Origin of the sequence: Acinetobacter sp. PK01 (assembly GCF_022819285.1) — a bacterium.
Classification (GTDB): Bacteria; Pseudomonadota; Gammaproteobacteria; order Pseudomonadales; family Moraxellaceae; genus Acinetobacter; species Acinetobacter tandoii.
Genome location: NZ_CP094643.1, coordinates 3,392,937 through 3,414,213, shown reverse-complemented (window position 1 = coordinate 3,414,213; position 21,277 = coordinate 3,392,937). Strand labels below are relative to the sequence as shown.

Annotated in this window: 19 protein-coding genes, 4 tRNA genes and 1 pseudogene; 9 read left to right on the top strand and 15 right to left on the bottom strand. The window is 41.7% G+C overall.

Annotated features, from left to right (window positions below):
• Positions 1 to 76: 76 nt before the first annotated feature.
• A complete protein-coding gene (locus MP622_RS16185) occupies positions 77 to 562 on the top strand; it encodes a hypothetical protein (RefSeq protein ID WP_151504333.1) in 486 nt (161 codons plus the stop codon).
• 64 nt (positions 563 to 626) lie between these two features.
• Here the strand turns inward: MP622_RS16185 and MP622_RS16180 are convergent, their stop codons facing one another.
• Complete coding sequence (locus MP622_RS16180; RefSeq protein ID WP_243791810.1) at positions 627 to 1,562, bottom strand: DMT family transporter; 936 nt, start codon at positions 1,560 to 1,562, stop codon at positions 627 to 629.
• A gap of 117 nt (positions 1,563 to 1,679) precedes the next feature.
• Here MP622_RS16180 and MP622_RS16175 point away from each other — a divergent pair, with 117 nt between their 5' ends.
• Entirely contained in the window at positions 1,680 to 2,486 is an 807-nt protein-coding gene (locus tag MP622_RS16175; RefSeq protein WP_243791808.1) for a helix-turn-helix transcriptional regulator, read from the top strand.
• A 44-nt stretch (positions 2,487 to 2,530) separates the two neighbouring features.
• Here MP622_RS16175 and MP622_RS16170 read toward each other — a convergent pair whose 3' ends face one another.
• The 7 genes from MP622_RS16170 to MP622_RS16140 form a co-directional block, all read right to left on the bottom strand.
• On the bottom strand, positions 2,531 to 3,175 hold the full coding sequence (locus MP622_RS16170) for a fumarylacetoacetate hydrolase family protein (RefSeq protein ID WP_104441426.1): 645 nt from the start codon (positions 3,173 to 3,175) through the stop codon (positions 2,531 to 2,533).
• Positions 3,176 to 3,209: 34 nt separating this feature from the next.
• Positions 3,210 to 3,713 (bottom strand): YcxB family protein, encoded by a 504-nt coding sequence (locus MP622_RS16165; protein WP_016168569.1) that lies wholly within the window; start codon positions 3,711 to 3,713, stop codon positions 3,210 to 3,212.
• Positions 3,714 to 3,924: 211 nt separating this feature from the next.
• A tRNA-Arg gene (locus tag MP622_RS16160) sits at positions 3,925 to 4,001 on the bottom strand.
• A gap of 100 nt (positions 4,002 to 4,101) precedes the next feature.
• Positions 4,102 to 4,716 carry an HAD-IB family phosphatase gene (locus MP622_RS16155; RefSeq protein WP_243791806.1) on the bottom strand — a complete coding sequence of 205 codons (615 nt, stop codon included), beginning with the start codon at positions 4,714 to 4,716 and terminating at the stop codon, positions 4,102 to 4,104.
• Between the two features lie 72 nt (positions 4,717 to 4,788).
• Positions 4,789 to 4,865: transfer RNA gene (locus MP622_RS16150), tRNA-Arg, on the bottom strand.
• A 48-nt stretch (positions 4,866 to 4,913) separates the two neighbouring features.
• Positions 4,914 to 4,990, bottom strand: a tRNA-Arg gene (locus MP622_RS16145).
• 14 nt (positions 4,991 to 5,004) lie between these two features.
• Positions 5,005 to 5,094 (bottom strand) — tRNA-Ser (locus MP622_RS16140).
• A 265-nt stretch (positions 5,095 to 5,359) separates the two neighbouring features.
• Here MP622_RS16140 and rnr point away from each other — a divergent pair.
• The 6 genes and pseudogenes from rnr to MP622_RS16110 all read left to right on the top strand — a co-directional run bounded on the left by rnr (position 5,360) and on the right by MP622_RS16110 (position 12,472).
• A complete protein-coding gene (rnr, locus tag MP622_RS16135; RefSeq protein WP_243791805.1) occupies positions 5,360 to 7,798 on the top strand; it encodes a ribonuclease R in 2,439 nt (812 codons plus the stop codon).
• A 50-nt stretch (positions 7,799 to 7,848) separates the two neighbouring features.
• Positions 7,849 to 8,736, top strand: a complete 888-nt coding sequence (locus MP622_RS16130) for a VanW family protein (RefSeq protein ID WP_243791803.1) — start codon at positions 7,849 to 7,851, stop codon at positions 8,734 to 8,736.
• Between the two features lie 40 nt (positions 8,737 to 8,776).
• Entirely contained in the window at positions 8,777 to 10,834 is a 2,058-nt protein-coding gene (locus MP622_RS16125) for a M3 family metallopeptidase (protein ID WP_243791801.1), read from the top strand.
• Positions 10,835 to 10,872: 38 nt separating this feature from the next.
• Positions 10,873 to 11,079 carry a YheV family putative metal-binding protein gene (locus MP622_RS16120; protein ID WP_243791800.1) on the top strand — a complete coding sequence of 69 codons (207 nt, stop codon included), beginning with the start codon at positions 10,873 to 10,875 and terminating at the stop codon, positions 11,077 to 11,079.
• Positions 11,080 to 11,095: 16 nt separating this feature from the next.
• Positions 11,096 to 11,539: a hypothetical protein gene (locus MP622_RS16115; protein WP_044739613.1), complete on the top strand. Its 444-nt coding sequence runs from the start codon at positions 11,096 to 11,098 to the stop codon at positions 11,537 to 11,539.
• 57 nt (positions 11,540 to 11,596) lie between these two features.
• A pseudogene (locus tag MP622_RS16110) lies at positions 11,597 to 12,472 on the top strand (DMT family transporter).
• A 36-nt stretch (positions 12,473 to 12,508) separates the two neighbouring features.
• Here the strand turns inward: MP622_RS16110 and MP622_RS16105 are convergent.
• The 5 genes from MP622_RS16105 to MP622_RS16085 all read right to left on the bottom strand — a co-directional run bounded on the left by MP622_RS16105 (position 12,509) and on the right by MP622_RS16085 (position 17,812).
• Entirely contained in the window at positions 12,509 to 14,794 is a 2,286-nt protein-coding gene (locus tag MP622_RS16105) for a TRAP transporter large permease subunit (protein WP_243791798.1), read from the bottom strand.
• 162 nt (positions 14,795 to 14,956) lie between these two features.
• A complete protein-coding gene (rrtA, locus tag MP622_RS16100; RefSeq protein ID WP_151504339.1) occupies positions 14,957 to 15,538 on the bottom strand; it encodes a rhombosortase in 582 nt (193 codons plus the stop codon).
• Between the two features lie 58 nt (positions 15,539 to 15,596).
• Entirely contained in the window at positions 15,597 to 16,661 is a 1,065-nt protein-coding gene (locus MP622_RS16095) for a hypothetical protein (protein ID WP_243791796.1), read from the bottom strand.
• A gap of 517 nt (positions 16,662 to 17,178) precedes the next feature.
• Positions 17,179 to 17,562, bottom strand: a complete 384-nt coding sequence (locus MP622_RS16090) for a hypothetical protein (protein WP_044739617.1) — start codon at positions 17,560 to 17,562, stop codon at positions 17,179 to 17,181.
• Positions 17,555 to 17,812 (bottom strand): succinate dehydrogenase assembly factor 2, encoded by a 258-nt coding sequence (locus MP622_RS16085; RefSeq protein ID WP_016168582.1) that lies wholly within the window; start codon positions 17,810 to 17,812, stop codon positions 17,555 to 17,557. Before MP622_RS16085 ends, MP622_RS16090 begins: the two co-directional genes overlap by 8 nt.
• A 184-nt stretch (positions 17,813 to 17,996) precedes the next feature.
• On the opposite strand from MP622_RS16085, the gene MP622_RS16080 reads away from it, so the two are divergent.
• Complete coding sequence (locus tag MP622_RS16080; RefSeq protein WP_243791794.1) at positions 17,997 to 19,169, top strand: acyl-CoA dehydrogenase family protein; 1,173 nt, start codon at positions 17,997 to 17,999, stop codon at positions 19,167 to 19,169.
• 49 nt (positions 19,170 to 19,218) lie between these two features.
• Here the strand turns inward: MP622_RS16080 and MP622_RS16075 are convergent, their stop codons facing one another.
• Together MP622_RS16075 and rplQ are read right to left on the bottom strand one after the other, a co-directional pair.
• The gene (locus tag MP622_RS16075) at positions 19,219 to 20,709 is read right to left on the bottom strand and encodes an NAD(P)/FAD-dependent oxidoreductase (protein WP_243791792.1); all 1,491 of its coding nucleotides are present in this window, start codon (positions 20,707 to 20,709) and stop codon (positions 19,219 to 19,221) included.
• Between the two features lie 195 nt (positions 20,710 to 20,904).
• On the bottom strand, positions 20,905 to 21,270 hold the full coding sequence (rplQ, locus tag MP622_RS16070) for a 50S ribosomal protein L17 (protein WP_016168585.1): 366 nt from the start codon (positions 21,268 to 21,270) through the stop codon (positions 20,905 to 20,907).
• Positions 21,271 to 21,277 lie beyond the last annotated feature (7 nt).

Below are 21,277 nucleotides of genomic sequence, written 5' to 3'. Positions count from 1 at the left end.
TACTGCACAGCGCATTACGTTCATTTATGAAAATGTTGCGCCGTCAGTTTTCTATCGATATCAATAAAGGTTAAACATGAATATTTTAAAAACCAGTCTATTCGCAATAGTAACGACTATGGGGCTAGCAGGCTGTGCCACTTCAAACACACAACCTCAAAATATCGCTTCAGCAGGGCTGCTGATCTGTGTACAAAATGAACTTTGCCCAACGGTGAAAGTGACGTGGAACGAACAAAATCGTAACAATTTAAAAGTTACGGCATATTTGCCAAGTGCCAAAGATGATTATGATATTCAGCAATTTGTCTTTTTAATTGATCAAAAGCCCTATAGTTATGCTCCTACGACAGCAACCACACATGAATACATCAATCGTATGGTTCCACATCGCTCATCCAATTATGTTGTAGTACCCAGCGCTTTCTTAAGCACCTTCAAAAATGCCAAAGATATTGAATTAAAACTAGTTACAGACAAAGGTAATATTACTCGTCCTGTATATCGCAATGGGCAACAATCTTCAGCTTATCGTGCTTTTATCAATTTATATCAGCCTTAATTTTCTGACTAAATGCAAAGCCTGTCTTCATGACAGGCTTTTTTGCTAAATACCTAAACAAGGATTAGTCAGATTTTAAAACTTTTGTGAAACCTCGTGATTGCACCCAGCCTTGCATACTTACCACCATAATCCCCAACATCACCAATACCGTACCAATAATAAAGTTCAGTTCAATTTTTTCATTGAGTAGTAGTACTCCAAAAAGCACACCAAATAATGGTGTTAAAAAGGAAAACACACCCAAACGCGAAGCCAGATACTCTTTTAATAGCCAGAACCAAATTAAATAACTAGTGAAAGACACAATAATGGTATGGAACAGCAGACTGCCAATCGCAAACGGAGTCCAATGAATACTGGCCTGCCCCATGGCAAATGCCAGAGGAAATAACAGTAGAAATGCAATCAAAAGTTGATAGAACAAAGTCTGGGTGGCAGGTGCTTCCGCCAACTTAGTTAAACGAACTGCAATCGTGGTTGCCGCCCATAAAATTCCCGCCAGTAACGCCAAGGCATCTCCCCACAAAGCAGTGCTTGATGCCGCCGCCGAACCAACAGGATGAAATAGAAAAGCAATGATAATACCGAAAAATGCAAGCGCGATCCCAGACCACTGCAATACACTCAATCGTTCAGAAGGGAGCTTCCAATGCAGCCCCAAAGCCACAAAGATTGGTGCGGTATACAGCAAAACCACGGTGTGTGATGCCGAGGTAAAACGTAATGCTTGTGCCACCAAAAAGAATTCAGAGGCAAATAACACACCAACAAGAATACCAGCAGCCAGATAATCCCGGCTCCACAGAGAAACTCCATCGGCAAGCTTAATCATGGGGTAAACCATCAGCGCAGACAAGCCTGAGCGCAATGCAATTTGCATTACCGCAGAAATATCTGGTGCAGCCATTTTTAAAATTACTTGCTGCAAGCCCCAAATAATACACAGTACAAACATAATGCTTGCTGCTTTACTGTCTAGTGCCCGACGCTCACTCACGGTCTACTCCCGCTCAATTCATAAATGACCACTATAGACCTGTCACTTTTAAAAGATATACTTCAAAACAGACAACTCATACTATTATTCAGGCAAAATGAGCAACGGGAGAAATAGATGCATACACGTTTACAACATGACTATCATCCCATGCCGACCAATGATGATATTCCTGCACCGCTATGGTTTCGCATTTCCGATGCACCCGCAGAGTCTTGCTATCCCACGCATGAACATGCTTGGGGAGAGTTTGTCTATGCCCTCAACGGCGTGCTCGAAGTCAAAGTGGATCAAATTCATTTTCTGACCCCTCCGCCTTATGGCATTTGGTTACCCCCGCATTTAAAACATGCAGGCATTAACCGTACCGAAGTGACTCATTCCACTTTGTATGTACATGAAAGCCTGTGTGAAGGATTGCCAAAACAGGCAGGTATCTTGCTGACCTCGGCCTTAGTCCCTGCACTTTTACATCATTTACGTCATCATCCTTTGCCTGACCATGACCCTGAACACTTACGTTTGTTGCATGTATTATTAGATCAACTGCGACATGCCAAATGGGTTGGCAGTTATTTACCCTCAAGTAAACACCCAGCACTACAAACTTTACTGGATTATTTACAACAGCATCCCGCCGATCAAAGCACTCTGGCACAATTGGCTCAACGAATTAATATGACCGAACGTACTCTCGCGCGTTACTGTCAGCAAGAATTAGGCATGTCATTAAATGAATGGCGACAACGGCTGAAAGTGATTAAAGCCATGTCGATGCTGAATGAAAACAAAACGGTAGAAAGCATCGCACTGGATTTGGGTTATGCCAATGCCTCAGCCTTTATTAACTTATTTAAACGCTGGATGCGCTGTACGCCTGATCAATTTCGCAAGGACTATGCCGCAGCAAATCAATCCAGATGAAAAAAAGGACTGTATTGACAGTCCTTTTTTAACTTCAACTCAACTTAGGCCTGTACAAAAGTAGTCCAAACATAGTCTTGTTGCTGACCTTGCAAAGTCATTTTAAGTTGGTCACCTGCTTGCAATGCAGCAACACCCGCTGGTGTACCTGTCATGATCACATCACCTACTTCTAAGGTAAAGACTTGACTCATATCTGCCAATAAAGTACCAATATCAAAAATCAGATGCGAGGTATCCCCTTTTTGGCGAAGTTCATCATTCACATGCAAGGTGTAATGCACATCATTCCAGTCCTCTATCACATCAGCCACATCAACCCAATCCGCCAACATACATGAACCATCAAAAGCCTTAGAACGTTCCCACGGCTGACCTTTCTTTTTCAAGTCATCCTGTACATCACGTAAAGTTAAATCCAATCCTAAAGTCACAGCACCCACCGCTTGCAGGGCTTTTAGCGGATCGGTTTCGGCTTTCAATTCACGATCAATTCGCAGGGTTAGTTCACACTCATAGTGACAACTACCTAATGCTGAATTCCACGAAATGCCATCTTCCAGTGCCTTTAAACTACTCGGTGGCTTAATAAACAATACAGGACTGTCAGGAATAGCATTTCCCAACTCTCTCGCATGGTCTGCATAGCTACGACCGACACAAACAATTTTAGATGGACGTGTACTCATGATCTTCCCTTCGACTTTTGTGACAACAAATCTTTTACTTAGAATGCTTGAATGTGTTTTCAAATATGCCTTGATCTTCGGCTGTTGCAAAGGCACGTTTGGGTACAATCACCACAGTACGATTTTTTAATTCGAGCATGTAGGTCAGCTTACCCACTGCAAAATTCTGTACTTCATGATAGTTCACGACTTTTTTACGCCCATTGGCATAAATATCAGCATGTTCCTGATATAAATCGATGCCTTGCTCACTTTTCCCAAATTGATATTTTACAAACTGACGCTTAAACATCATCGGTAAGAACCAATAGCGCAAAACCAGTTGTAGAACTAAGAAAAATACGCCCAGCGCAACGTAATAACGCCCCACCCCTGTAAAACCCAAATAAATACCCCAACCAATAATAGCAATACTAATTAAAGGGGTAATAAAACGTGTGAACAGCTTTTTACCAAAGGTGGCTAAGGCAAAGCCATCCTGAGACTCTTCAAGGTTTAAATAGTAACGTAAAGATAAGGCAGGCTTGCTGTCTGACATAAATCCATCATCAATCTGAAAACGAGACTACAGCATAGTACACCAAATTTCCGATTTTCTTTATGCTTTTCACCAATACTCAGCGACAACAGATTTTGGAATTTTCACAAAAACGACATGCTTTTACGATATTTTAGGCACAAAAAAAACCGCAATAAATGCGGTTTCTTTTTTATGCGATAGAACAGATAAATGATCTATGCAATCAAGTTGGTGCGCTCAGAGAGATTCGAACTCCCGACCCCTTAGTTCGTAGCCAAGTGCTCTATCCAGCTGAGCTATGAGCGCGACGTCTTGATGGTTGGGCATTATACGCAGTTATTTTAAAATACCTAGTCTTTTTTCAAAAAATGATTCTGAATGTGTAGTTATTAAGCAAATTATTTTCTTAAACCGACAACTCATTCAAAAAGTTTATTTCTTTTCCCTGATAAAACTTGTAATCGGCTAATGCTAACATAGCATTATCATTCGGACTATCCCCATAGGCATACACAGCATCAAAATCACTTAAACAATACTTCTGTTGTATACGCTTAGCTTTTTCCATATATCCACAATCCCCCTGTTGTAACTCTCCTGTATAACAGCCCTCTTGTACTTCTAACTGATTACAGATCAGATCAATGCTCTGTTGCTGACACCAGTGGCTTAAATACACATCCAAAGAAGAAGAGACCACCACCACTTGATCTCCTTTTTGTTGATGAGCCAGAAGTTGTTGCAGCGTATGTTTATTCATTAAATTGGGCAAAATTGTTTTCGAAAATTGCTGACCTTGTTGCTCAAGCATTATGGCAGGATAGTTTTTAAAAGCAGCACGACAAAGTCGGATTCTAATTTGCTGATCGTTGACATAGCCCATGCGAAAACCAAGCAGCCATGGTGCTACTTTTAAGCCACCCAATAACTGTTTTCGATAGGACAATGAATATTTTAAAAAATGACTAAAACTGTCGGAATGGGTAATGGTGTTATCGAAATCAGAAAGTGCAAGGTTCATATTATTTAATCTACTATTTTTATAAATTTCACGCACAAAAAAACCGCAACATGTGCGGTTAATTGTTCAAGTTGGTGCGCTCAGAGAGATTCGAACTCCCGACCCCTTAGTTCGTAGCCAAGTGCTCTATCCAGCTGAGCTATGAGCGCATTACTTGTGTGCCAATTCAGGCGATACGTTACATACAGTTTACTCATTGGTGCGCTCAGAGAGATTCGAACTCCCGACCCCTTAGTTCGTAGCCAAGTGCTCTATCCAGCTGAGCTATGAGCGCGACATAAGTAAAGTTGGCGGTGAGAGAGGGATTCGAACCCTCGATACAGTTGCCCGTATGCATCCTTAGCAGGGATGTGGTTTCAGCCACTCACCCATCTCACCGTAACGTGCCGCCATAATACAAACTTAACCCTAGTACTGCAAGCACAGCTGCTATTTTTTTTGCATTATTTTGCTCAATTAAATATTTTTTAAACAATTTACTCAGATTTGAGCAGAATTTATCCTACACCAGCACTTTTCACTTACTAAATTTAGCTTGCTGACCACTATTGCTCGTGGAAAAACACATTATTGCAATCATTTACGTGCAGTCTGACGCTGCATGTCTTATGCTAATCCTATCTTCTGACACAAAACCAAATCCATGATGAAAAATTGGGTCGATCCTGAAGCCAAAGCGGAAGCTGAACGCTACGAAAATCCTATTCCGAGCCGTACGCTCATTTTAGAAACCATAGAACAATTAAACTCGCCACAATCACATGCCGATTTAGTGGAACACTTCCAAATTGCCGATCAAAAGAGCATTGATGCGCTAAGCCACCGACTGATTGCGATGGTACGTGATGGTCAACTGATGAAAGATGGCTTTAAATTTCAACGTATGGCAGATCAACCCAGCCATGAAGCCACGGTTTATATCAACAGTAAAGGCTTTGGTACGGCCAGTATTGCAGGTCATGACGATTTACTCTTACCTGAACGTGAACTCCGTCAGGTGTTTAATGGTGATCGGGTAAAAGTGCAACAAACTTCGGTCGACCGTAAAGGTAAAGCTTGGGGCTTTATTTCTGAAGTTGTACAACGTCGCGTCAAACAAATTATCGGTAAAGTCTCGCAACACGATGGTGAATACTTTATTCAACCTGCAAATCCGAATGCGCATCAGCCGATTACTCTAGAAAAAGAGTTAATTGAGCATGCCAAACTTAAACTGGGCGATTCAGTTCGTATTGCGATTGATGATTATCCAACCCGCGAAGAATTTGCCACAGGCCACGTGATTCAATCTATGGCAGACAAAGCGGATACTGAAATCATTATTCCGCAAACCATTTTAGAATTTGGTTTACCTTACGAATTTCCAGAAGAAGTCCTCAAAGAAGCGGAAAGCTTTAAAGAGCCAACGGCCAAAGATCGTGAAGGTCGCATCGACTTACGTGACTTGCCTTTAGTCACGATTGATGGTGAAGATGCCCGAGACTTTGATGATGCTGTGTATGCTGAAAAACGTTCTGGCGGAGGCTATCGTGTGGTGGTTGCCATTGCCGATGTCAGTCATTATGTGCGTATTGGAAAACCGCTGGATGATGAAGCGCAAGAGCGTGGAACTTCAGTTTATTTCCCTCACTTTGTTTTGCCAATGTTACCCGAAGCCCTCTCGAATGGATTATGTTCTTTAAATCCCCATGTCGACCGTTTATGTATGGTCTGTGATTTAAAACTTTCCCGTGCGGGTCGCGTGACAGACTTTGAATTTTACCCTTCAGTCATGCATTCCAAAGCACGCCTGACGTATACACAAGTGGCACAATATTTCGATGGCGATAGTGCAGCGGTTCCTGAAGACCGTGACGTACGTAAATCACTGAATACCCTGTTCCAACTGTACCAAGTTCTGAAAGATTTACGTGGCAAACGTCATGCGATGGAATTTGAAACCGTTGAAACCTATATGACCTTTGATGACTTGGGCGGTATCAACGAAATTCTGCCACGTACACGTAACGATGCACACAAGCTGATTGAAGAATGTATGTTATTGGCGAACGTGGCTGCGGCAGAGTTTGCTCTCGAACATGATATTCCAATGTTGTATCGTGTGCATGAACCACCTGAGTTCTCACGCATTCAAAAAGTCCGTGATTTTGTCAAATTATTGGGTTTAAAATTCCCCGATCAGCCAACTCAAGCCGACTATCAGGCGGTAATTGAAGCGACCAAAGACCGTATTGATGCACCGAGTATTCATGCGGTGTTATTACGTTCTATGATGCAAGCCTATTACGGCGCGAAAAATGCGGGACATTATGGTTTGGCTTATGAAGCCTATACCCACTTCACATCACCAATTCGTCGCTATCCAGATTTACTATTACATCGTGCCATTAAAGCCAAATTAGCCAACAAGCCATTCCCGCTGTCAGGTGCGGCATTGGATGATGCAGGTGAACATTTCTCGCAGACTGAACGTCGTGCAGATGAAGCGTCTCGCTCCGTAACCATGTGGTTAAAATGTCATTATATGCAACAGCACTTGGGCGATGAATTTGTCGGTGTAATTTCTGCGGTAGCCGAGTTTGGTTTATTTGTCACCCTAAAAGACTTGTATGTGGATGGTATGGTACATGTCAGTCAATTGGGCGATGACTTCTTTGTCTTTGATCAAGTTAGCCAAAGTCTAGTGGGACAAAACCGTGGGCAAACGTTTGGTTTAGGCGATGAAGTTAAAATTAAAGTGGCTGGTGTCAATTTAGAAGAGCGTAAAATTGATTTTGAGCTGATTCAACAATTGACGCATGCAGGACGTGCGATTCGTAGCCGTGCACCGCGAGTGGCCAAAGCTGGGACTGCTCAAGTGAAGGAGGAAACCTTTAATCCTCGCACAGCAAAAGCGCCTGCTGAAGCACGTGAGTCTGGCGATCAACCTGTTGCGAAGAAGAAAGCCAAGTCTAAGCCAAGTTCTTATGCTAAAAAAGCCGATAAGAAAGCATCAACCAAGACTGATGTAAAAGCTAAAGACAAGGCCAAGAAGAAAAAGGCCAAAAAGAAAAAAGCCAACGCAAAAGTGCGTAGCGAATAACTTCAGATAGGTGTTAAGTCTCTAGGCTTAACACCTTTTACTCCAAAAGTATGAAATTCATTCGACGTTTTATCAATAAACCGATTAGCCAGTATCATCCACTGTTTTACTTCTTATCGACCCGCACCCGACGGGCATTACGCTATTGGCAATGGAAAACTGATGGTCAAGATTATGCTCAACAAAAGTGCCCAACTCCTTTGCCCTATCGAGTTAAAAAGCATCAATCAGTTTTAATCCGAAAATTAGGTGACAGTGAGCAGCACTGGCAACACAACAAAGTCATTAATCTAAAAATAGCCAGCCCTTGTATTTCAGGCATTTTGATTGCGCCCAAACAAACATTTTCTTTCTGCCAATTGGTTGGACAACCTACACAAGCCCAAGGCTATGTTGAAGGAATGGAGCTGAGTTTTGGCCAAGCACGAGGCGGGATTGGCGGTGGAATTTGCCAAATTGCCAATCTGATTCATTGGTTGGTACTCCATAGTCCACTACAGGTGGTACAACGCGCACAGCACTCTTTTGACCCCTTCCCCGATCAAGGACGAGTTTTACCTTTTGGCAGTGGTGCCGCGATTTTTTATAACTATATTGATTATCAATTTTATAATCCAACGCCGCATACCTTTCAAATTCGCCTATGGTTTAGTGACAAATGTTTGGAAGGAGAGCTACGCTGTTCGGCAGATTTGGGTTACGTCTATCATGTATTTGAACAACAGCATGCTTTCTTAAAAATTGGGCAAGACTACTATCGACAGAATGAAATCTGGCGCCATCGCAAAGAAAAATACAAAAGCGGTGAAATTCTGGAAACGGAATGTATGACCCGTAACTTTGCCAAAGTCTTGTATATTCCTCAGCATATAGATCAATCTTTTAGCTCTTGGACTGAATTTAGGTCTGAACAGCAAACTCGATCAATTAAAACTTGATTTCCCGCCCAAGAGTCCCTACATCTAGATTAAGTTTAAAATGAAATGGCGACTGCACATGCACTTAGATCAAGCAACACTACCTGTTCCTCAGTTTGATCAAATTCAACTTAGCGACTTAAAACAACAAATCGAACAAGCCATTCAACACGGTCAGCAATTTTTAGCTGAACTTACTGTCGTACCTGAACAACATGCAGCACAACTGCAAGTCTTGAGCCAAGTCGATGAACTTGAAAATAACATGAGCGAATCTTGGGGAGTGTTATCCCATTTGAACGCCGTGATGAATAATACTGAAACTCGTGATGTCTATCAGTCTTTACTGCCTGCACTAAGTGAATATTACACAGCGCTTGGGCAACATACGGTGCTCTATCAGACCTATCAACAGATTCAAGATTCGACAGAATTTAATCAACTGCCTGCGGCGCAGCAAAGTGCCATCAAATTGGCATTACGTGATTTCAAACTCTCTGGGGTTGCCTTAGAAGGTGAAGAGAAAAAGCGTTATGCTGAAATCTCAGCACGTTTATCACAGTTATCTTCAGACTTCTCCAACCATGTGTTGGATGCCTCTCAAGCTTATTTTAAGCCTTTAAGCGAAGAGCAACTCAAAGGTCTACCTGCCAGCAGCATTGAATTATTAAAACAATATGGTCAACAACGTGAACTTGAACAAGCAGTTGCCACTTTAGATATTCCTGCTTACTTGGCAATAATGACCTATGCAGAAGATCGTACTGTGCGCGAAGAATTATATCGTGCTTATACCACTCGCGCTTCCGATCAGGCAGAACAAGCTGAATTTGATAATACGGCGGTGATGGAAGAAATCTTGAGCCTACGTCAGGAAATGGCACAGTTGCTCGGTTTTAATAACTATGCAGAATTGTCCCTTGCGAGCAAAATGGCACCTGATGTCGACACTGTCGCCAACTTTTTAATCGAGTTGGCTGAACATGCACGTCGCCCTGCTGAGCAGGAAATTGCCGAGCTGAAAGCGATTGCACAACAAGATGGGGTTGAAAACCTAGAACCGTGGGATACAGGTTTTTACTCAGAAAAGCTCAAAGTTCAGCAATTCAATCTGTCTCAGGAAGATTTAAAACCCTATTTCCCAGCACCGAAAATCATACAAGGCTTATTCAGCATTGTTGAACGCTTATACGGCATTCAAATTGTGCAGCGTGAAGCTCCAGTTTGGCATCCAGATGCACAATATTTTGAACTGGAAGATCATGGTAAAGTGGTTGGTGGATTCTATTTCGATCTTTATGCGCGAAGTGGAAAACGCGGTGGCGCATGGATGAGTGGTTTCCGCTCACGCATGCAAACTGCACAGGGTTTACAAAAACCAATCTGCTATATGGTATGTAACTTTACTCCACCCGTTGCAGGACAAGCGGCTTTGCTCACCCATGATGAAGTCACCACGCTATTTCATGAATTTGGGCACGGCTTGCATCACATGCTCACTGAAGTCGATCATATTTCTGTGGCAGGGACACATGGCGTTGCTTGGGATGCGGTAGAATTGCCAAGTCAATTTATGGAATTCTGGACATGGGACAAAGAAAGTTTGGATTTGCTTAGCGAGCATATTGAAAGCAAAGCTGTTCTCCCTGAATCTTTGCTCAAAGCATTACTCGATGCCCGTTTCTTCCAGTCTGGTATGCAAACCTTACGTCAAATCGAGTTTGCCTTATTTGATCTGAATATCCATCGTACTGCCCCTGCTTTAAATTCAGCGGGCATTCAAACAACGTTAGATCAAATTCGTCAGAACTATGCCGTTGCCCCAACAGCATCTTATAACCGTTTCCAACATAGCTTTAGTCACATTTTCGCGGGTGGTTATGCTGCGGGCTATTATTCTTATAAATGGGCGGAAGTTTTAGCCAGTGATGCCTTTGATCGTTTCGAAAAAGAAGGTATTTTCAATACCCAGACTGGCAAAGAGTTTCGACAGTTTATTCTAGCAGTTGGCGGAAAAGATACGGCACTTGATGCATTTATCAATTTCCGCGGTCGCGAACCAAAAATAGATGCATTATTACGCCATCAGGGTTGGACGAACGCAGATAAAACCGCTTAAACTACGTCATTATTGTTCACAGGGTGTTATTAACTGACATGAAAAGACAGTTTATCGCAGGCGCAAAATGTCCTAAATGCGGAACTTTAGATCGTGTGGTTAAAATCATCACTGTGGATGACGAGTGGATTGAATGTATAACGTGTGAATATACAGAAAAGCGCCCGACCCATGTCGAGTCTGCTGAACCTGAACATCCAGACGAAATTGGGGTCATTCAATTCAAACCTCGTCAGCCTGAATAACAACAAGGTTCAAGTCATGACGTTAGATCAAAGACAAAATTCAAAACTTTTAATGGGGATTATTGCTGGACTGGTGGTATTGGTGGCTATCTTTTTAGCTTATCAATGGATGTCGAGCCCTCAACCAAAACATGAGATTGAGCAGCAAGTTGTACATGCTCCTGCAAAACCAGTCGTTAAAGAGGCTGCTCCTGTGGTGGAAAATTCGGCTTCTACGGCGGTTGCAAATACGACGGCTGAAGCACCGATTCAATTGGTCGATGAAACCATTTTAAAACAAGATGTACCGAAAAATGCCAGCTTGGCCAAAGAAGAAATTGCCAAATTGGATGATATTCAGACACAACTGAATGAACAAGAGAAAACATTGAAAGCGCAACATACTGATGCAGATGACCTAATTGCCTTGAAAGAAGAACAAATTAAGTTACTCGAAGCACAACTCGCGCAAGCTCAATAACTTATTTCTTCAAATTCGGCTAGAATAGATCGGCTTATGATTATGCCGAATTTTCGTATGAACCTCTCCCCAACCAATCGCAATCTGGTCAAAGCGCTTGGTTTTTTAACCCTATCTGCTTTTTTATTTTCGCTGATGGGAGTATGTATTCGTTATGCTTCTCATAGCGTAGATAATCCCACCATCGTTTTTTTCCGAAACTTTATTGGCTTATTCGTCTTTCTGCCAATTATATTCAATAAAGGATTGGGATTTTTTAAAACCACCAAAATTTGGATGCATACTTGGCGCGCAGTCGTTGGTCTGATTGCCATGTATGGCTTTTTCTATGCAATTGCTCACTTAAAACTCTCCAATGCGATGGTTTTCACCTATTCCTCGCCCATCTTTATTCCACTGATTGCATGGCTATTTTTAAAAGAAAAAATTACTCACTCCATGTTATTGGCAGCGGCAATTGGGCTAGGTGGCGTTTTGTTTGTAGCAAAGCCAGATTCAGGGCTATTTAACCAAATTTCCCTAATTGGCTTAATCGCAAGCTTTTTAGCAGCAATGGCATTTGTCACTGTGCGTGCGCTGACCAGCACTGAACCTCCAGAACGAATTGTATTTTACTTCTGCTTCATTGGCACGCTCATTTCGATGCTGCCAATGTTTTGGTTATAGCGACCTTATACACTGTACGAACTTGGTTTTTTAATAACTGCAGGCGTATTAGCGAACATCAGTCAGATTTTTATGTCTAAAGCCTACCAATTGGCACCCGCTGGTCAGATCGGTCCTGTAAACTATATTGCCATTATTTTTGCAGGGGCTTGGGGCTATATTTTCTGGCAGGAAACTCCTGATCATTACAGTTTAATTGGCTTCAGCTTAATCTTAGCTGGCATTCTGTTTTGTAGCCCCCTATTTCAACAACGCAAGAAAACATAAAGCACCCGAAGGTGCTTTATCTGTTATTCGAATCGCTTAATGATACCAACCGAACAATTTAAATAAGTAAGGGATATAAGCAATAATAAGCATGGCAGGGAATAATACCAATAACGGTAAGATCCAACGTTCATATCGATAATAGAACGATTCATGTCGCACTTCTGCATCGGCTTCAGCCACTTCTGCATCACCAATCGACTGACGTGCCAGTAAATGATTAAGTGCCACTGGAGGAGTCACATAACCCAACTCAAAACCAATTAAGGTAATCATCCAGAAATGTACAGGATGGATACCATATTGATAGGCTACAGGAGCAACGGTTGCAGAAATTAAAATAACAGCACCAAACGGATCCATAATCATACCAACGACAATCATCAAAGCTACGATCATGGTAATAACCAAATAAATATTACCAATATCTGTTGGGAACAGGCTCATGACTTCCACCCGCTCAAGGAAACCTCCGACGCTGACTGACAGCGCCATAAGGATGACCAACGCCCCAATATGCCCAACCGTTTCACTGGTCGAAATATGCATCGCTTTCCAGAAACCCACTTGACGCATCGGGGTTAATTTTTCTGAATGCTGAACCGTATGATTGACAACCAGCTCATCTGCTGCATGTGCAGGATGAATCCCCTCTCGATATTCTGCTGTATTGAGTAAATCTGCGCCAGCCATAGCAGGTTGTGTAGACGATGCATAATTCAAATCCAGCGTTTCATCCCAATGCCCTACAGCTTGAATCGGCGCTGGTTCATGGCGTAACTTATCGAATAACACCATAACCAATAGAATGATTGGCATCATGACTGGGGCTGTGAATTCATTCAAATCTGTCGATAACGCATATTTATAAAACAGCCAGATCAGTACAAAAATTAAAATATAAGGCAAGACCGGTGCAATCGCACGCACCGACTTTGGAGCAGCAATATTCAAGGGTGCGATACGAAACTTCTGCTCTGCGAGGAACAAAGACACCACTAAAAACAGCGTTGATGTGAGCAAAAAGGTATAACTACCATATTGATACAACCAGTCTGTGGTGACTTCTTTATTGAGTGATGCGACTACGACAATCAACAAACATGGTCTTAATACCACCCCTAAAGAACCTGACATGGCTGTTGCAGCCAAAGCAAATTGGCGACGTCCACCTGCATTCCAGACTTCTTTATAAATGATTGCTCCTGCGGCAATCACGAAAATCCCCGATGCACCAGTGTAAGCTGTCGGCAATGCTGCTGCGATCAGAATGAGCCAAGTTAAAGTCTCAGGTGCCAGATTCCATGGACGTAAAATATTCAGGAATAAATCCACAATTCGAGTTTGCTTTAACAGCATCCCTGCCCAGATAAAGAGCGCAAGATTTAGGAAGATACTGGAAAACTCGACCAATTGTCCTAAGTAAATCCCTTGCCCCATCGGGTAATCCATTAAGAAAGTAAAGGCAACTCCTGTGATGACCGCCATATAGGCATATAAAGGGACACTCAAAAATGCCATGCTCAAGCGCCCACCCTCTTGAGTCGGCTGGGGTTGTTTCACGACTTGGAATAAACTAATGACTGTCAACACACCAAATAAAATGATCCACATCCAATAAATACTGAACATTTCACCTGTCATTGGGACACCCGAGTTTTGTACAGAGTGATACTGACTTAAACTAGAGGCCGCCAGGAAACCATTTGCCAGCAACATAAAAAGGCTATAAACCCGAAAATCAATTTTGGTTGTCGGGCTACGTAAGCCAATATGGTGCGTTTTTAAAGTTGCACTGATTGCCGCAAATACCACCATCAATACCAACAAAATGGCGCGATTCTCGCTACCAAATTTAAACACACCAAAGAACGTCGTTTCCACGGTACGGTAGGTTCTTAAGGTTGGATGTGCCTGCATATGTTGCATTGCTTTATCATAAAACTGATATTTTTCTTCACATAAATTTCGTGCCGCAATAATCGAGGCTCTGACATCTGACTCAGATGCTGTACCAAAAATATCAGCAAATTCATCAGCTGCATTGGTTTTCATTTGTGTTTGAACCAAAGCATCCACATTAGGATTTCGGTCACAATCGGGTTTGCTTGGCTCAGCTCTCAAAAAAGAATATTGCATGCCCTTGTCAGGGTCACCATATAGGCTTTCACCCATCCGCAATAATTGTCCATGAATCATTTCACCTGTGCCAATAATCAGTGTCAAAACCAGTAACACCAAAATCACAAAGGCAGAGATCCATTCTGTCCAAATATATTTAAACAGGTCTAATCCAGACCGTTTCTGTCCTGCATCATACATATGTGTTCCTATTTTTATTTTACTCATCATCAATGATGACGTAGAGATCCTCTATGAACAGAACATCTCCATATTCTGTTCTATCTTTATTTTTCAACTTCACTCTGCATGACTTTCAGATTGAAAAAAATGACTGCTTTTATTTTCTTTCTGCTTAAAATGTCAACTCTTTGGCTGAAGTGACTGTAAATGAAAAGGAAAATAGACGGCAGCTAATAGCATGCCCCAGAGTGCACCAAGTAAATGGGCTTCAATCAGAACAGGACTTCCTATCAATTCTGCGGTGCTGGTGTTGCCTATTGTATTTTCCCAAATTAACTTCAGCACAATTAACCCCAACACGCCCGCAGCAAACTTACGTTCATGTGCATAAGTTAAATGGACAAGCGCGACCGCAACATAAGCACCATGCAATACACCTGAAAGCCCAGCATAAGCTTCAATGTCAGGAAAAGCATAATAGAAACTTAAGCTAATACACACTGGAAGCACTAGCAGTAATGCAGCCAATTGCCAAATTCGAACATGAGGAAAAATAAAAGGAAAACACGCAAAGGCAAGCATATTCAGCAAATAATGTATCCATCCGACATGCACCCAATGTGCCGTCCAAAGACGCCAGAATTGCTCTAACAAATCTGGGCGCCAATAGATAAAATAATCTGCAAAAATCTGTAAACAGGCAGATATTGAGGCAACTCCTGCAATAAAAACCACCTTTCGAACAAAATATGGGACATTCATCAGCATCTCCCTCGATCTCTCAGCAAATCCTTTGCTTCATTCTGTTTCACGCCACAGCCTATTCTTTTGCAGTACTTGCAGCATCCTCCGAGGCATTAAATAAATCATCCAGACCCGAGCTAACATCCTGTTCATCCCAGAATTGCTGTATACCATCATCGGCTGTACGTTTGCCTGTGTGTTCCGTCCAGTAGCGGTCTGAAATACCTTGCACCATACTCGCCGCCATACTATCAATCAACTTGAACTGAGGATTAACAGGCTTTTCATCTGAACGCGCTGCAACGAAATGTTTTAAGGCATCACGAATTTTGGCATCATCGCCACTGGCTTGTGCTGCTACCGCATATAGGGCATGAGATAAGCGTACACCTTTTTGCTCACCAATTTGCATGGATTGTTTTAGGGTTTGGTATGGATCTGGTTTACCATCTCCCGCCCCTGGCAGTAAGGTCCAAATGGCCGCACGCGTTGCTTCTGGTGCACCCCAGAACTTTTCATTGTTCAAGCAAACCATCCCGCGCTCTACAATTGCTGCGATATCTTTCGGTACATTCACCGAACCACCTGCATTAATGTCATTGGTCATGGCTTGTACACCACTGAGCAAACCCAGCAAATACACGGTCTGATCAATGTCACTTTTCATTTTTGGGCAACTCTCCCCCAATTCTTGCTTATACTTGGCTTGCCAGCGCTTCTCTAAGAGTTGATAACCTGCATATTGCCGCTGTGCCGCTACAGCCGACCAACGTTTTTGCTCAATACGAGCATCTTGTGCTTCTGTGACTTGTCCTGCTTTAGACGCACGCAAATAACGGAGTTCAGCATCGAGTGCTCTGTTTTCGGCACATGTGCCCGCAGCAGAATAGAGTAAAATTGCAATACGTGTCGGGTCTGCCCCCATCTCTTGGGTCGACATAATTGCAGGTGTTAACGCATTCCCCGAATTACACACCATATCCGCATCTTCCATGGCTAAAATGGGCGGAACAATATGCTTTTCGCTAAATCCTAAAGCGACATTCGCGCCAGATTTCACTACATGCGAACATCCTGTAAGTACACTTGTTGTAATCATTAAAATCGCCATACCTTGGCCAATTTTCTGGACTTGCGACATCTTCCTGTCCTCTATATTTTTTGTTTGTGTCCTTCGCAGTAAACATAGCAGAAGCTATTTTCGAAGAAAAGAGTATTTACTCTAATTCAAAGGATTACTTTGCCATGAAAAATAAAGAGAAAAATTGACTCTAGCGGCAGGATTATTAAATTTTGGGCAAAAAAAAGTAGCATTGCGACGGTTCAGCACATGCTACCTATTAAATGAACGCCCAATGGGCTTTATGTTTGTGCAAATCGATCCTTCAGCACAGTTCCTAAACGTCCTATAACAATTGCCAAGACAATCGCTACCATTAGAAACGACCACGTTGGAAAAATCATACTGTTCTCCTCGTTCGCTGTTTGGTGGTTTTAATGTACAGAGAAAACACAAATGTATCTGCAAAAATTGTCTAACAATTTATACTTTATGCCAATAAATTTATTTTTTGTCTAACAACGCATCAATGGATTAATATTAAATATTTGTTTTTTATATTTTAATTAATTTAATAAAATTATTAACTGTCTAACAATTAGAACATTTTTGCCAACAATTTCAGTTTTTTCCACTCCACAAGCGTTAGTTGGTCATACCAGATGACATAACTACAAGATGACTGCTGTTGGAAATAAAGCACAATATAAAAATGATGATCAACCACTCGCCTGAGCCGCATGTGCTTTACAGCTTGATCTGTAGACTGAATGGACCATTCATCAGCCGAAAATGCTTGAAAATAATGCAGTGTAGAGCGCTTAAATTGCATCCACCATGAAAATAGCAAAATAATCAAAATAACAACTGCCAACCAAACGGGCAGTAAAACTGAAACTAAACATTGAATAAGAAGCAACAAACCTATTTGAAACACAATCGCCATGCGACTGCGTTTCAAATAATATGCAGTATTAGCCATGAACGTAATGCTTTAATTTAAGAATAAACGTCTTAATTTCAGCACGCGGCGGTTCGCCGACTTCCATAAACCAATCGAGTAAATCAGGGTCTTCTTGTTCAACTAATTCTGCAAATAACGCTTTTTCTTCAGGAGATGCAGCTAAATAATAATTTCGAACATATGGGTCAAAATACACATCAATTTCCTTTAAACCGCGACGCGCACGATAAATCACTTTGCGTTCTTCAAGCGTCATTTCTTCGCTCATTGTATTTCCCCTAGACCAAACAGAAGTGCCTTAGTTTAACCGAATCATTGGCGAAATTTCGAGACATTTCCCCTGAATGACCAAATCTACCATTTTTTTCATGGAATTGAGCATTGCTCACATTGCCCAAGTCACAACAGATCTTTTAAGTTCAACCTCACAATGATAATTAAAGGACATCATCATGCAATCTGGAGCCATTCGCCCACTGCCCCACATGCTACCAAGTCAACTGTTCAATGCGGAACATGAAGCCTTCCGTGACACCGTACAGAAATTTTATACTCAAGAAGTTATCCCCAATACTGAAAAATATGAACAACAACAACATGTTGATCGGGACTTATGGACTAAGGCAGGACATTTAGGCTTACTCTGTGCCACCATGCCCGAAGCGTATGGTGGTTCTGGTGTCGACCGCCTATACAGCATGATCCTGATTGAAGAACAAGCTTATGCGATGGACTCTGCAACAGGGTTTTCACTACATTCGGACATTGTCGCTAATTATATTCTGAACTTTGGAAATGAAGCACAAAAGCAGCATTGGCTCCCTAAAATGGCGACAAGTGAAGTGGTCACCGCGATTGCAATGACCGAACCAGGTACAGGCTCTGATTTGCAAGCGATAAAAACTACAGCAGTCCTTGATGGTGATGAATATATAATTAATGGCTACAAAATTTTTATTACCAATGGCTATTTGTGCGACATGGCAATTGTCGTCTGTAAAACAGGCAACAGTGATAAAGGCTCTGCCAATTTATCACTTATTATTGTTGAAGCTGACCGTGTCGGTTTTAGTAAAGGCAAACCACTGCATAAAATCGGCATGAAAGGGCAAGACACTTGCGAGTTGTTCTTTGATAATGTTCGTGTACCCAAGCAAAATCTACTTGGCGCCGAGGGCATGGGCTTTATAATGCTGATGAAAGAATTGGCATGGGAACGCATGTTAGTTGCTATTATCTGCCAAGCTGGCGCCGAGGCAGCATTTGCACATACTGTTAAATATACGAAAGAACGACAGGCCTTTGGTAAGAGCATTTCCAGTTTTCAAAATACTCGCTTTAAATTAGCTGAACTCAGAACTGAAATCGATTTCTGTCGTACCTACCTTGATCGCTGTATGCAGTTACAACTCACAGAAAACTTAGGTGTCGATGCCGCAGCAGCTGCAAAATACAAAATTTCAGAGATGTTTTCTAAAGTGGTCGATGAGTGCTTACAACTGCATGGGGGATATGGCTATATGTTGGAATATCCAATTGCAAGGGCGTATATCGATAACCGCGCCAATCGCATTTACGCAGGCACCAATGAAATTATGAAAGAGCTAATTTCACGAACTTTATAACATCATAAAAAAAGGAGCTTAATGCTCCTTTTTTTGATTACTTCATAGCTCAAGAGACCAATTTAGGCTTACGTTGATCGTGCGGTAATGCTTTCTTAAACTTTAATACAGCATCTTCGAAAGTTGCATTTTTTAACTCCTTACGATCTGCCAAATAGTTATTGGTGACTTTCCATGGTGCATGCTTGCCTTGTTTTGGCATCACATTCGCTGCGCGGGCAATATAACCAGAAGTTAAACTTCCCATCACCGTGTCTTCAAGTAGTTCTGTTTGATCACCTTGCGGGATCACCTCTACATAACCCTTTTGATCCATATAATTGATCAAACGACAAATATAATCAGCCGCAATATCTACCTTTAATGTCCATGAGGCATTAATATAACCAATAATCATCGCCATATTCGGTACATCACTTACCATCACCCCTTGATAGAGCATATGTTTTGAGGTATCGATTGGCTGACCATCCAGCGTTGCTTTGAGACCACCTAAAATTTGAATATCCAAGCCTGTCGCTGAAACAATAATATCTGCGTCAAGATGTTTACCCGACTTTAACAAAACCCCATTTTCAGTAAATCGCTCAATTAAATCTGTCTCTACACTGGCTTGACCAGAAAGCAAAATTTTAAACAAATCACCATCAGGCACGACACATAAACGCTGATCCCAAGGATTATAACTTGGGGTAAAGTGCTTCATATCGACTTTACCTTTCAGTTGCAACTCAATTGATTTTAATAGCAATTTACGCAAGAGCTTTGGTTGCTTTTGTGCCAATGCATAAATACCACGCTGCATCCCGATATTACGTGCACGAGTCAATTTATACGCAAGGTCTTCAGGTAAAATTTTACGCATTTTATTATAAAGAATATCGACCGAAGGAACTGACGCGATATAAGTCGGTGAACGTTGTAGCATCGTCACGTGCCCTGCTCCACCTTTTGCCATGGCTGGGACTAAAGTGATTGCCGTAGCACCGCTCCCAATAATAAGCACCTTTTTTCCACGATAATCTAAATTTTCTGGCCAATGTTGGGGATGAATAAACTCACCTTTGAACTCAAGCTGATTCGGAAATTTCGGTTGATAGCCATGTTCATAATTATAATAACCCGTACAACCTAAAATAAAATTGGCCACCCAAGTCTGCTTCTTTTGATGATCATCTTCAATTTCAACCACCCATTTTTGAATACTTGAATCATAATTGGCAAAAATGACGTTGTGTTTAAAATGAATTTTAGAAGCAAGTTGATATTCTTCTACTACTTCTGCCAGATAGCCTTTGATTGCAGCTCCGTCAGCCAATACACTAGATTGCTGCCAAGGTTTGAAATTATAACCAAAGGTAGACATATCAGAATCAGAGCGGATACCAGGATATTTGAACAGATCCCATGTTCCGCCAATACTCTCACGTCGTTCAATAATTTCATAAGAACGATTTGGGTTATTCTTAGATAAATGAGCAGCTAGACCAATCCCTGAAATACCTGCACCAATAATCAATATATCAATTTGCTTTTCCATGTTGTTTTTATAACCTGACTGATAATTCCATTTTATTAAAACACAAATCTGACAATGATCAATGTCAAGTTAAGTAAATTCAGATAGAAATCATGTCATTTCAGGACAAAAGTAAATATTGTCAAACAAAAGACAATAAAAAAGGTCGGTTAAAAACCGACCTTTTTTTAAGAACAACTGAGTTATCCTGCGAAATTAGTTAACTTCGCGATCTACTAGTTCAACGTAAGCCATCGGTGCAGCATCACCTGCACGGAAGCCCGCTTTAAGAACACGTAGATAACCGCCGTTACGTTCTTTGTAACGAGGGCCAAGAACGGTAAATAATTTACCAACAGTTGCTGCTGAACGAGTACGAGCAAATGCCAAACGACGGTTTGCAACAGTATCGTTTTTAGCTAAAGTGATTAAAGGCTCAGCAACGCGGCGTAATTCTTTAGCTTTAGGAACAGTAGTTTTAATTAACTCGTGTTCGAACAAAGAATTAGCCAAGTTTTGGAACATCGCTTTACGATGACTGCTTGTACGGCCTAATTTCACACCACTATTACGATGACGCATGGTGATA